This window comes from Pseudomonas sp. WS 5411 (assembly GCF_012985595.1).
Taxonomy (GTDB): domain Bacteria; phylum Pseudomonadota; class Gammaproteobacteria; order Pseudomonadales; family Pseudomonadaceae; genus Aquipseudomonas; species Aquipseudomonas shahriarae.
The window spans coordinates 133,190-145,771 of record NZ_JAARMC010000009.1 but is presented as its reverse complement, the minus strand read 5'-3'; the positions used below and the strand labels follow the sequence as shown (position 1 = coordinate 145,771).

The 12,582-nt window shown below is 52.7% G+C and carries 8 protein-coding genes, 1 tRNA gene and 2 pseudogenes; 7 read left to right on the top strand and 4 right to left on the bottom strand.

Features of this window, described 5'->3' with window-relative positions; translation table 11 throughout:
- Positions 1 to 226 precede the first annotated feature (226 nt).
- On the bottom strand, positions 227 to 1,228 hold the full coding sequence (locus tag HBR93_RS15220; RefSeq protein ID WP_169960611.1) for an SLAC1 anion channel family protein: 1,002 nt from the start codon (positions 1,226 to 1,228) through the stop codon (positions 227 to 229).
- Positions 1,229 to 1,343: 115 nt separating this feature from the next.
- On the opposite strand from HBR93_RS15220, the gene HBR93_RS15215 reads away from it, so the two are divergent.
- From HBR93_RS15215 to HBR93_RS15195, 5 genes are all read left to right on the top strand, one after another.
- Positions 1,344 to 2,300 (top strand): DJ-1/PfpI family protein, encoded by a 957-nt coding sequence (locus HBR93_RS15215; RefSeq protein ID WP_057958274.1) that lies wholly within the window; start codon positions 1,344 to 1,346, stop codon positions 2,298 to 2,300.
- A gap of 61 nt (positions 2,301 to 2,361) precedes the next feature.
- Positions 2,362 to 2,970, top strand: a complete 609-nt coding sequence (locus tag HBR93_RS15210; protein WP_169960609.1) for an amino acid transporter — start codon at positions 2,362 to 2,364, stop codon at positions 2,968 to 2,970.
- 268 nt (positions 2,971 to 3,238) lie between these two features.
- Positions 3,239 to 4,537: an MFS transporter gene (locus HBR93_RS15205; protein WP_120731610.1), complete on the top strand. Its 1,299-nt coding sequence runs from the start codon at positions 3,239 to 3,241 to the stop codon at positions 4,535 to 4,537.
- Between the two features lie 16 nt (positions 4,538 to 4,553).
- Positions 4,554 to 5,600 carry an NAD(P)-dependent alcohol dehydrogenase gene (locus HBR93_RS15200; protein WP_169960607.1) on the top strand — a complete coding sequence of 349 codons (1,047 nt, stop codon included), beginning with the start codon at positions 4,554 to 4,556 and terminating at the stop codon, positions 5,598 to 5,600.
- 25 nt (positions 5,601 to 5,625) lie between these two features.
- On the top strand, positions 5,626 to 6,510 hold the full coding sequence (locus HBR93_RS15195; protein WP_169960606.1) for an AraC family transcriptional regulator: 885 nt from the start codon (positions 5,626 to 5,628) through the stop codon (positions 6,508 to 6,510).
- Positions 6,511 to 6,965: 455 nt separating this feature from the next.
- Here HBR93_RS15195 and HBR93_RS15190 read toward each other — a convergent pair.
- Positions 6,966 to 7,190 (bottom strand): annotated as a pseudogene (locus HBR93_RS15190) (hypothetical protein).
- Positions 7,191 to 8,707: 1,517 nt separating this feature from the next.
- Between HBR93_RS15190 and HBR93_RS15180 the strand changes: the two are divergent.
- Positions 8,708 to 9,700, top strand: a complete 993-nt coding sequence (locus tag HBR93_RS15180) for a serine protease (protein WP_169960603.1) — start codon at positions 8,708 to 8,710, stop codon at positions 9,698 to 9,700.
- A gap of 279 nt (positions 9,701 to 9,979) precedes the next feature.
- On the top strand, positions 9,980 to 11,206 hold the full coding sequence (locus HBR93_RS15175) for a DUF4238 domain-containing protein (protein WP_169960601.1): 1,227 nt from the start codon (positions 9,980 to 9,982) through the stop codon (positions 11,204 to 11,206).
- A gap of 695 nt (positions 11,207 to 11,901) precedes the next feature.
- Here HBR93_RS15175 and HBR93_RS15170 read toward each other — a convergent pair.
- Positions 11,902 to 12,093, bottom strand: a pseudogene (locus tag HBR93_RS15170) (Arm DNA-binding domain-containing protein); the annotation flags it as partial.
- A 169-nt stretch (positions 12,094 to 12,262) separates the two neighbouring features.
- Positions 12,263 to 12,339 (bottom strand) — tRNA-Met (locus HBR93_RS15165).
- Positions 12,340 to 12,582 lie beyond the last annotated feature (243 nt).

The following is a 12,582-nucleotide window of genomic DNA, read 5'->3' as shown; positions in this document are numbered from 1 at the left end:
TGATGGCGCAAATCTGCGGTTCACATAACCCTTGCCTGGCCATTGTTCGGTTTGCTCGCGATCAAGGCTGGCAACGGCGCGGTTTGGCGCTTGGGGAGTAGCATGGTTGATGGGAGCCATTGTCTTTGGCGGTGTACGCTAGGTGAGTTAGCACTCAGAGCCGGCATGACGATGCGCAAAGGCAAAAAAGCGAGCCGGTTAAGGCTCGCCAAAGGGAGGTAAACGGTCAGTTGGCCAACAGTTTTCCGCTGAGCAGGCTGGTCAGGGTTTTCACCAGCAGCACGCTCAGTGCCACAGTGAGGAACAGCAGGATCACAGCGGCGATGACCACCAACACGGTGCTGTCCTGGGCATGTGCATATTTCAACGCTGCGTTGCTCAGCGCTGCGATGGGGAAGCTGATTGCCCACCACGAAGGGGCAAAAGGCACATCCCGACGGAACACTTTGAAGCTCAACACCACGAACAGGAACAGGCCGAAGTAGAACAACACGCTGGCAAACCGGTCGATTTCGCCGAACACGTTGGTGTAGGCCAGAAAACCTACTTCAAAGGGGGCAATCAGGATCATCAGCGAAGGCAGCATGCCTTTGGCCGGAGCGGCCTCATGCACCAGCCGCGAAAAGATCCGGGTGAAGAATACCAGCGCCAGCACCGCACCCACGGCGAGGGCAAACAGGTTGAACTCAGTCGCCCAGGCCATCGGCATATGCGCACCGGTTACCGCGATATCAAGGGTGGCAACGCCTGGAATCAGCCAGGCAGGTACGGCATTCAACGGGTCCTGATTGCCCGACAACAGACGGTAAACCACGAAGCCTGCGAGCAGCACCGTCAGTGCGCTGCCCAGTATCCAGAGAGCCTGTCCGAGCCATTCGTTGTGGGCCCCCGCGACTGCCGAAAGCAACAACAGTGCAATGGTGACGGTGCCAAAAAAGTTGCTGGCAATCGGGTGGTTGAACTCGGCCTTGACCGCTGCTGGATGTTTCACCCATTTGGTCAGGTAACCCAGGGTCAACAGCACGAATACCAGGCCGGCCAGTGCGCCAATGGCCTCACCCAAGCTGCCGCCGACGCCGTAATACTGACCACTCAAGCGCCAAGCCAGGGCCAGGCCGGCCAAACCCATCACTGAGCCGAATAAATTGATAGGCAGGTTTTTGATCGAAGTTTTGCTGACGATTACCGCTCGAGCGGTATCGACGGCGGGGGTGTATGCAGTGTTCATGCTAGTCTCTTGATTGACTGAATTTGCTGTTGTGGCTATTTTCAGCCAAATAGACATTGGCTGAAATAGTCATAAAGCGATGTATTCAGCCAATTATTCGACAAGGACAGACATCATGCGTATCACCCTTCTGGCATTCCCTCGTGTGCAACTGCTGGACGTCGCCGGGCCCGCCGATATCTTTGCTGAAGCCGCCAAGCAACTGGGTAACCCGCGTGCCTATCGGGTCGAAGTCATCGGTACCAGCAAGGGCCTGATCAAAACCTCAAGTGGTTTGAAGCTTGGCATTGATGAAACCTTCGAAACATATAAGGGCAAGGTCGACACCTTGCTCGTGGCCGGCAGCCCACATATCAACGAAATCGCGCATGACCCTGCGTTGCAAGATTGGCTACGCCGGCAAGCCAAATCCGTCCGTCGTATCGGCTCAGTCTGTAGCGGTGCTTTTTTGCTGGCCGCAGCAGGTCTGCTCGACGGGCGCCGTGTCACCACCCATTGGAATTCCAGCGCAAGACTTGCCAAGGAGTATCCGCACACCCACGTCGATCCGGATAGCATCTTTATCAAGGACGGCAACATCTACACGTCGGCGGGTGTTACGGCGGGCATGGACCTGGCGTTGGCGCTGGTCGAAGAAGATTACGGCAGAGAATTGGCGCTCAGCGTGGCCCGTGAAATGGTGATGTTCTTCAAGCGGCCTGGCGGGCAATCGCAGTTCAGCGCGCAACTGGCAGCGCAAACCGCCGAACGCAGCGTGATCCGGGACGTGCAGGAATATGTGGTAGAGCACCTGAAGGCCGACTTGAGCGTCCCTGCCTTGGCCGCCCGCGCCGGTATGAGTGAGCGAAACTTCGCCCGTACCTTCAAGGCTGAAGCCGGTTCGACCCCGGCCGAATTTGTCGAATTGGCCCGCATTGATGCGGCCAGACGGCTGATTGAAGATGCTGATGTTTCACTTAAACGCTTGGCCGATACAGTCGGTTATGCCAATGCGGACGGGTTCAGAAGGGCATTTATGCGGCGTCTCGGCGTTGGGCCAAGTGATTATCGAAAGCGGTTTTCATTGATGTGATGCGTGAGTGGCCCAATCGCTGAGCCTGTTAGTAATTTTCAGAACGATCGGAGATCAGGTTATGACGGACAAGGCTCTGGCGCCGGATCAAGAGCTGTGGCGCTCATGGACGCCCGCTGAGTTGGCTGTTCGCCTGAAGACCGTCTCGCTCCCCTGGTGCGTTGTCGGCGGGTGGGCGCTTGACCTATGGCACGGCGAAAAGACGAGGGAGCATGACGATATAGAGTTCACCCTGTTGCGAGACGATTTTTCGGAGTTCCGGCGCGCGCTTGGCGATCTTGATATGTACACCGCGAAGGCCGGAGTGCTCACTTTTCTCCCCGTGGGTCAAAGCCCAGGATTAGACATTCAGCAGGTGTGGTGTTTCGACCCTGTTGCGCAAGCCTGGCGGGTGGACATGATGATTGAATCAGGAAGCCCTGAAGTATGGGTATACAAACGGGATGGGTCTATCCGGTTTCCCCGTACCGAAATGTTGTATCTGAGCAGTGAAGGCATTCCATATTTAAGGCCTGCGGCGATCCTCTTGTTCAAAGCCCTGCACGTGCGGCCAAAGGATGAGGAGGATTTTCACAAGACCTTGCCGACGCTGCCCGATGAGGAGGTGGAGTGGCTGAGGCGGCATTTGCTGAAGCTTCATCCGGGGCATCACTGGATAACCCCGTCATGACCGCTATTGATCAACCACTGCTTGAATCTCACCGCCCGTCGATACAGGTTTTTGATCATTTCCTCAGTTGAATGCCTCAGCGCGCAGCCTCCATGTGTCAGCTTCGCCTGCTTTCTGCATGGGCATGCAGATGTAGGTGTGAAAAAAGTACCAGATTGCTGCAAGCCTTACGCTAGTAGACCTGTGGGGGACGAGAGAAGCTGGATCTGAGTTGCCCAGTTTAGGTTTGGCTGGGGGGCTCCATACAATTACAAGAAAGGAAAGCATTATGGTTAATCGTCAACCCCCCCAGGGGCTGCTATTCGGTTTACCCATATCTCTGATTTGGGGGTTTGTGGCCATTGCCGTGTTCATGACCGGGGATGGAATTGAACTAGCGTTTCTCTCCCGATATGTAGTTGATCTGGGTTTCTCCCCTACTCAGGCAACTCTCTTATTTACGGTCTATGGTCTTCTGGCAGCCATTTCAAGTTGGGGTTCCGGTGTGCTGGCGGAAACCTTCGGTCCTCGGCGGATCATGCTGATTGGCGTCGCGGCCTGGATTGTCTTTCATGTGTTGTTCCTGATCTTCGGCCTGGAGCAGCAGAACTACACATTAATGGTGGTTTTCTACGGTATCCGTGGGTTGGCCTACCCATTGTTCATTTATGCCTTCATGGTTTGGATCGCACAGGTGACGCCAGGCGCACGTATGGCCTCGGCCATGGGCTGGTTTTGGTCGATGTATTGCATCGGTATTGGCCTTTTAGGCAACTGGATTCCAAGCCTGAGCATTTCACGTATCGGGTTTATCAACACGTTGTGGGTCGGTGTATTTTGGGTTGCCGTTGCCGGGCTGATGATCATGTATTTAGTCAAGGAGCGTGGGGCCGGCAAACCCGACGATGCAGTGACATTGGTTGAGCGTCTGAAAACCTTGAGTTCGGGCGTCACCATCATTGCTGAGCGACGGGGCATGTTCCTGATTGTATTGGTGCGAATTATCTGCAACCTGAGCCTGTTCGGTCTGCCGGTGATCCTGCCGCTGTACCTAACCTCGGTCGAGGTCGGTTTCAGCATGGAGCAATGGTTGCATTTGTGGGGTGTGATGTTTGTGGTGAGCATCTTCACCAACGTGATCTGGGGGCAAATTGGTGATCGCCTGGGGTGGCTGATACAAATGCGCTGGTTCGGCTGCATAGGCTGTGCGCTGTCGTCACTGGCGTTCTATTACCTGCCGCAGTTCTACGGTGCCCATTTTGAAATCGCTTTGATTGCCGCCATCGGCTTTGGCATCAGCGTGACCGCTTTCGTGCCCATGGGCGCGGTATTCCTGGCCCTGGCGCCGGAGCAGAAAGGTGCGGCGATTTCTGCACATAACCTGGCGGCTGGCCTGTCGAATTTCATGGGGCCGGGGATTGCCACCCTGTTTATCGCCACTCTGGGCATCAAGGGCGTGGTGTGGATCTACGCAGGGCTCTACGTGGCCGGTGCGGTTTTGACCTTCTTCATTCCTGTCCATCAACCTCGACTCAGTCAGCAGGTTTCGCGCTATACCAGCGCTGCCGAGCCGACCCAACCCCTTTAGTCATCGGGAGATACCCATGCTAGCTCTGGTTTTGGAAAAACAGCACACCCTGGCCATTCGTGACATAGATCTGCCTCTACACCTCGGCCCGGATGATGTGCGCATCCGCGTGCATACCGTGGGTATATGCGGCAGTGATGTGCATTACTTCACGCATGGCAAGATTGGGCCTTTCGTGGTCGACCAACCCATGGTGCTTGGTCATGAAGCGGCCGGTACGGTCGTCGAAGTGGGCCGTAATGTGAGCCATTTGGTCGTGGGGGACAGGGTCTGCATGGAGCCCGGCATTCCCGATCCCACTTCAAAAGCCTCGCGCCTGGGTCTGTACAACATCGACCCGGCGGTGCAATTCTGGGCGACGCCGCCGGTGCACGGCTGCCTGACTCCGGAGGTGATTCATCCGGCATCGTTCGCCTACAAGCTGGCGGACCATGTCAGCTTTGCTGAAGGTGCGCTGGTGGAGCCCTTTGCCATAGGTATGCAGGCAGCAGTCAAGGCGCGAATCAAGCCGGGTGATGTGGCGGTGGTCATTGGTGCAGGTACCATTGGCTTGATGACAGCGCTGGCAGCCCTGGCCGCAGGGGCGAGCCAAGTGTTGGTGTCGGATCTGGTGGAGCAGAAACTGGCCATTGCCCAGGGTTACGACGGCATTGTCGCGGTCAACGTACAGCAGGAGTCGCTGGTGGCCAAGGTCGCACAACTGACTGACCAATGGGGTGCTGACGTGGTGTTTGAAGCCAGCGGCAGTCCCAGGGCCTACCCGGATGCGATGTCCTGCCTATGCCCTGGCGGTGCGCTGGTATTGGTCGGCATGCCGGTGGAGCCGGTGGCATTCGATGTTGTGGCCGCTCAAGCCAAGGAAATCCGAATTGAGACCGTATTCCGTTACGCTAATGTGTATCAACGTGCGGTTAATCTGATTGCCAGCGGCAAGGTCAATTTAAAGCCGCTGATCAGCGCTACGTTTCCGTTCGCCAAGGGCGTCGAGGCCTTCGAGCGTGCGGCCAGTGCTTTGCCGGGCGACGTCAAGCTGCAGATCAGGTTCGACTCGCCGCTGAGTTGAACCACCTCAATGGATTACTACGGTGATGACCCATAAGAAAAGCGAAAAACCTTCCGAACTCGAAGTGATTTTCACCGAGCCGCAGCACAGTTTTCGCTGGCATGAGCATGATTACCCTTTCGAGCTTGCCCGTTGGAATCATCACCCACAGTTCGAGATTCACCTGATTCGTCAGGGAAGTGGCCGTTTTTTTGCTGGAGACTACATTGGCCATTTTGACGCCGGCCACCTTGCCTTGATCGGTCCGGACTTGCCTCATGACTGGAGTATCGACCTGGCACCGGGCGAGCGTATTGTCGGGCGTGATGTCGTCTTGCAGTTTGAAGGCGACAGCCTGCTCAAGATGCGCGAAACATTGCCTGAGGTGGGTGACCTGCAGCGATTGTTCACCCAGTCCAGGCAAGGCATTGAGTTCTGTGGTGCGACCCGGCGCAAAGGGATCGATTTGTTGGAAGCAATAGGGCGCAACCATGGGCTGAAACGTCTCTGGCTGTTTTTTTCGCTGTTGCAAACCCTCAATGACGCCCCTCCACAGGAGAGCCGTTTACTGGCCAGCCTGCAATACGCGCCGATGCTTGATAGCCAGGCCACTGAGCGCATGAGACACGTTCTGGACTACATCCAGCGATATCTGGATGAAGAGTTGCGTGTGTCAGTGATTGCCCAGCAACTGAACATGAGCGAGCCGTCATTTTCCCGCTTCTTCAAGCGAACAACGGGCCACACGTTTGTCGACCTGACTCGCAAACTGCGGATTCAGCGTGCCTGCCGCCTGTTGCTGCAAACACGCTTATCGATAGCCGAGATCTGCTTTAGCGTCGGTTACGGCAACTTGTCCAATTTCAACCGACACTTTCGCCATGAAATGCTGGCAACACCCTCGGAATACCGTAAGCGTCTCGAGCGCTGAAATGACGTCATCTGGGTTGAGGAGGATTGCCTACCGACCCAAGTTGTTTACTGGTCTGACTGCCATTAGGTATTGGGTGCCGCGATCTTCAATCCGTGGATACCACCCGATTTGGTCAGCGCCAGCGACCTAACAAAACTTAACGTTTTTTCAGGTCGAAACCTGTCCTTGGGCAGCGTAATGCTCAGAACGATCGGAGATCAGATGATGACGGATAGGGCCTTGGCGCCGGATCAAGAGCTATGGCGTTCATGGACGCCCGCTGAGTTGGCTGTTCGCCTGAAGACCGTCTTGCTCCCATGGTGCGTTGTGGGCGGGTGGACATGATGATTGAATCAGGAAGCCCTGAAGTATGGGTATACAAACGGGATGGGTCTATCCGGTTTCCCCGTACCGAAATGTTGTATCTGAGCAGTGAAGGCATTCCATATTTAAGGCCTGAATCCTATCCAGCGTCACGACTGGCCAAGACTGCCGGCGACAGTTAGCTCAGCAATGCCCGGGCGAATAAACACTAGGTTCTCGTCGAGGGTTTCCAGTGCGCCGCGCACGTTGTTGGCGATATCCGCCGATCCTTGCTGCTCGACCTAGTTGGAAAGCTCCTCCACCACGGCACCCAAGGCGAGCTGGTTCTGATTGAGGCGGTCGAACAGGCTGGCGATCAGTTTGGTATCCGTCATGGTGGCTCTCCGTGTTTCGAGGAAGCGTAGCACGGGTGCCTGGAAAACTGTCTGGGGGCTGTCAGGAGTATGAGATGGCAAAGCCCGGTTCTTTGACGGCCCCCGCATGGAGCAAGCCTCAGACGCCCTCCCTGCTTGGATTCCGTCTCACGTCTGTCTTACATTCCGTCAAAGCGTGGTCAAAGTAATAGCCGGTACCAGCGAGTCGGAATCTACAAGGTGTGTTGAATTCAACACTCACGGCGAGCATGGTCGAGACAGCTATTGGTGACCAATCAAATTCGATGTGATATCAAAACGCCAAACTTGTTCGGGTCAATACGCCCGATCCCGATTATGTGTGATGAGGGACCTGATTTTGTATTCCAAGGACCGGACCTGGCTTGTGGGAATTATCGTCTTTTTAGGGTCGATGATTTTGTTGTCGATTCTTCTTGGAGGAGCCGTATGTAGTGACGGCTGGGCTTCTGCGTCGATAGGTCGGCGAGGAGCATGCTCCTCCCATGGCGGGGTTGATCGAACAGTCGGTGCTATAAAATTCGTGCTTAGCATTGGTGCGACTGTCTGGGCAGTGGTCGCATACAGCGCTGGTAGGGAAAAATGGTTAGCCAGGCTTCGAGCTAACAGCGAAATTCCAACCACCGCCACCGCCACCGCCACCGCCACCGGAATCCCGAATATCAATGTGAAGGTTATCCCGCCGCCAGCGAATAGCCCAGTTCCGCGCCCGAAGGCAGTTCACCCCAAGAGTTCGCCCAAAGTTAAATGCCCAATTTGTGGTGGAGGTATGTCAGTAAGAACCGCCAGGGTAGGCAAGAATGCAGGCGGGAAGTTTTGGGGCTGCAAGCGTTTCCCTCGGTGCAAAGGAACCAAAACGCATTACCCAGATTTTTGCCAGTGACATTAGCTGTTTGATTCCCATACGAATGCTAGTTCTGCACAGAACCCTCACGAGTAATCTAGTTTTCAGCTCAGGTTGCCAGTGGAAACCACTGCAAAACCCTGGAAACCACAGTGGAAGCCAGCGCGTGGCAACCATAACTTTTGATAACAGGCCAGCTGCCTGGTTCGCACCAGGTTCGCGTAAGAGGGTGCGAACCAGAGGTGCGAACCTCAGTGCGAATTTACTGCCAGTACGTACCCAGAATGCGTACCAACCGTGCGTACCGAGCTGCGTACTTCCTGTGCGCAATTGCGCAGTTGCCGTGCATTTCAAATGAAGGGACTTCGCTGGTGCCGGAGCGCCTACTAATTGACCGGGGCCTCGTGCGACCCTCGGCGCACGAATATCCTGCGTGAACTTTGCTAGTGGGAGAGGCGCTTCCTGGATTAGCCTAGTGCGCGATGGGCGTGCGTGAAAGCACGCTGATAGGTCATGATGACCTGTATTTCATATGGGCGTTTCTGCAAACAGTATTTTGATATGCAACTGACTAGGGGAGAGCAATCTCTGCTTAAGGCAATATCGCTATATAGAGTTTTTTGAGAAGTGCTATTTTGATAATTTTGGAGTGGGTATGTATACAAAAATCGAAAATGCAATTTATGCAACTGGAACGGAGATTGTTAAGTTTTTTGCAGTTGATGTTGATAACCTGGGTTCTGCGAAGAACCTAGGAATGCTTTGTCAGTTAAATGATGAGTGGGAAAATCATTTGGACGTCGCTCACCTAGTCTTGTCATGTGAGAATCTTGTGCGCGCTGGAGTTCTTTTGGAACTAAGTTCCGGAAGCAATACGTATGAAAGGGTTTATGCCGCAGTAAATTACAATGAAATTCAGGCCGCATATGGCGAATATGATTTTCTCGCTGAGGGTTTCGGAGAAATTGCTAAAAAACTTGGCCATTCTGTTCTGCCCATCATAGTAGAGAAGACTTCGGGTGATGAGGACCTTGGTAGCGCGTTTTTGTTGGGTAATCACCATACAATATTGACCGCTAGACATGTCGTGGAGAATATGACCCGTCTGAGGGTGTTAGGGCCTAATGGCAGTGGTGTCGAAATCCATAATATATATGTGTCGCTCGATGAAAACATCGATATTGCAGTATTGGAAGTTACTTTTGCTGAATCGAATAATCTCACTGCTCTTCGTACTGGAAGATCTGAAATACTAAATGAGGTTTTATCTATAGGGTTTCCACCAATTCCAGGTTTTGATGCTGTTAGGGTTTATGACAAATCTGAGATAAATTCGTATGTGAGGTACTCCAAAGGGCGAATTGTTTCTGAGGCAACTTCATATCTGGATAAGCAAGATTTTATTCTTTTTAATGCTCGAGTGAAAGGCGGTAATAGTGGCGGTCCTATCTTGAATGCACGTGGACTTGTGATGGGGATGTTGGTACAGATACCGATGGCAATTGATGATTCGCGGAAGATTGATGCTCTGGGATATGGGGTCGCGGTACCGCATGAGTCAATTCTCAATGCACTGACATATCCAACCGACGGCAGGAAACTGAAGCTTCGGCACATATCAAATTATGAATATTCAACTGCAGAGTAACGGCGGTGCTTTGTGAGGTTCATGCTGTAGCTGTTCTTTACTTAAAGCCTTCTATGACTCTAAAACCTGTCAAAATCTGACATTGGATCGAATGCGGGGCCTGGCTCCATGTTGACAAATGTTGACATTGGATCGGCCTGGAGCCCTTGATAGTGATCGCGGCCTGTTAGCAAAAGTTAGCCCCAGGGGAGGTTGGCCAACCCGTCACCCTGTTAACAATTGTCAAGGTTGGCGGATGTTAGCGAAGGCCGGTAGTGAGTTCTTACCCGTGAAGCATAGGTGCAGAGCCCTGATGATGTCTGGGCCGCCTTGCTGGAAATGGTACCAGGCCGTTTTTTTGGGCATGAGGTAGCCCTTCAGATTAGTGGAAAAATTCAGGACTGGTTCAATTTCAATGCGTCGGCTGCAAAGCAAAAAATCAATAGCGCGCTAAACTCTCTTATCTCAGTGGAGGAGGCTAAAATGTCAGGGTCAAGACACCATTTCATTCCTAGGTTTTTACAGAAAGGCTTTGCAAGTCGGAGCACTAGCAAAGATGTTTATTGCTGGACTTTTACAAAGGGCTTACAGCCATTTCAGCCGAATATAAAAAATGTTGGTATTGAGACCTTGTTCTACTCCATGTCAGCGGAAACTGAGCTGGATGACAAAATATCTAAAGAGGAGCAGGATAGTTTTTCACCTCTCGTTGACAAGCTACGCGTCGGATTGATAAGCGAAGAAGAAACAACGAGTATTGCTGAAATGCTTGCTCACTTTGAAGTTCGAAATCAGCATCTGAGATCTAACGCAAACATATTGTTTTCAGAGTTGATGGACACGTTAGTAAATACATTTACTAACGTGGAGTTTTTGCAGGAGCTACTACCTAAGATTATGTCGCCTAATTCTGCGACATTTCAGAAATCATTGATGAAAGCTGGAATTTCAAGGAAAACATTTAAGCAAATTATAAAGACCAATCCTGAGGGCCTACGGGAGTGCCAGAAAAATATCGCCCGTAGTGTGTCAAATGCAATATATGAACAGCGGCATACGATGCCTGCAATGATCGCTGGCGCCATAAAGAGCGGCCATATTCAGATGCTCAACGAATCTATTGCACCTAAGAAAAGAGTCAGCAGATACTCAATCTTAGGTTACTCCGTTCAGAACTACCTTGACGCAAATCTGCCGCTCGGAGATTCCATCGTACTGTTTCATGTTGCGGGACAACGAAAATTCAAACCCTTTCTTGATAAATCTGATGAGTTAATAGCTGTAATCTTGCCTTTATCCTCGGGCCAATATTTGCTAGGCACAAACTGCGAAGTCAATGTCGAGCATTACTCAGATCTTGCATTAGAGATTGCACGCTGTTCGTTTGAGTACTTCATCTCGAATGAAAGCAGCGAGCGTACAAAAAAGCTACAGTCTGAAATTGGTGTAAATTCTCACTGGTTACCGAGCAAGGCAGTTTATAAAATATTTGCTGACTCGTTGGACAAAATTCTGGAAGACTATTGACCCTGATAAAAACTAAAACGCGACTGCCTTATTTTTTATACGCGGCCTGGTGAACGTTTTTTGCCGATATCGATGCTTATAACCGCTGGCTGTTAATTTTCAAGAACTGGGTTTTCCCGTCGGTTGCATGTTGGGATGCATCAGGATTGCTCGACGCATGTGCGTTTGAGAGGTTGTAACCAGGGGAGGTGGTTACTCTTGGTGGTTACCAGAGTGGTTACGGCATCATCAAACGGTGGATACCAGATTGGATACCGCCCCATCAGGTTCACGCCGGCCACTTGGCAAAACTTGATATTGGGGCGGCGCGGGGAGGGGCGGCCACCAAGCGCCTGGCCGAGCTAATCAATCCTCTCCATCTGTAGTACCACCTTGCGCATGTCGAGCGAGTGCATCCCTGACCATTGCCAAAGTTTGGGATTCGGTTTCGTTCAGTTCGATTGAATCGAGCCGTTCCACCCACTCTGCACAGCGCGCCAGTCCTAACATCTGCTCTAACGAGCTAGGCGAAATATACTCGGTACGAGTAATGGTTCCGCCACTGTGCGAAGTCCGGACGTTCACCTGCCCTTGCGCGAACTGGAGGAACTGAGTTGGTGGGGTGACATGCGACTCAATCCAGCGGCGCCCCTCGTCGCCACCCTCGCTGTAGCGGTTCATGTCAACGAGGTAAGACGCGTGATCCTCATCCCCTAACCGCCAAGCCCAAGCCATGACCATTTGCCGTCGGGCTTCTTGTAGCGAAGCTGCCAGGACTTTTGGCCATCAGGCTTCACGCGGAAATAAAGGCCGCTCCCGTCTAGTTCGCGATACTCGTTGGCATCTGGCTCCAGGCCGGCCAATGCGGTATCGGAAAGGGGGCGGCGTTTTATCTCGGATCGCTTCATTTGGGCTTGTATCCCCTCGGTTCAATTATTTGTCGAGGATACACAGGGGGATACACGGGGGAAGGTATAGGGGGATACAAGGAGAGATAGCCAGAAACAAGAAAGCCCGCACGAGGCGGGCTTCTTGAGGTGGTTTAGAGACTCATGTAGACATCTGTAAACCGGTACTTGGTGGCTACACAGGGACTTGAACCCCGGACCCCAGCATTATGAATGCTATGCTCTAACCAACTGAGCTATGTAGCCAAGTGGCGCGCATTATTCGCGTAGAACGGGAATGCGTCAAGCGCTTTTTTTGAAAATTTATCTACGCTATCAACTGTTTAAGGAAAAACACCGGGTGAGGCGACCAGTGGCTGGGGATTTGTGCACTTCACCAGGCCGCGAACATCTGAGTGTGGGGCTTGCCTGCGATGGCATCTGATACACCGAGTTGCCTGCATCGCGGGCAAGCCCGGCTCCCACACAAGCCCGCACACATTTGATTTG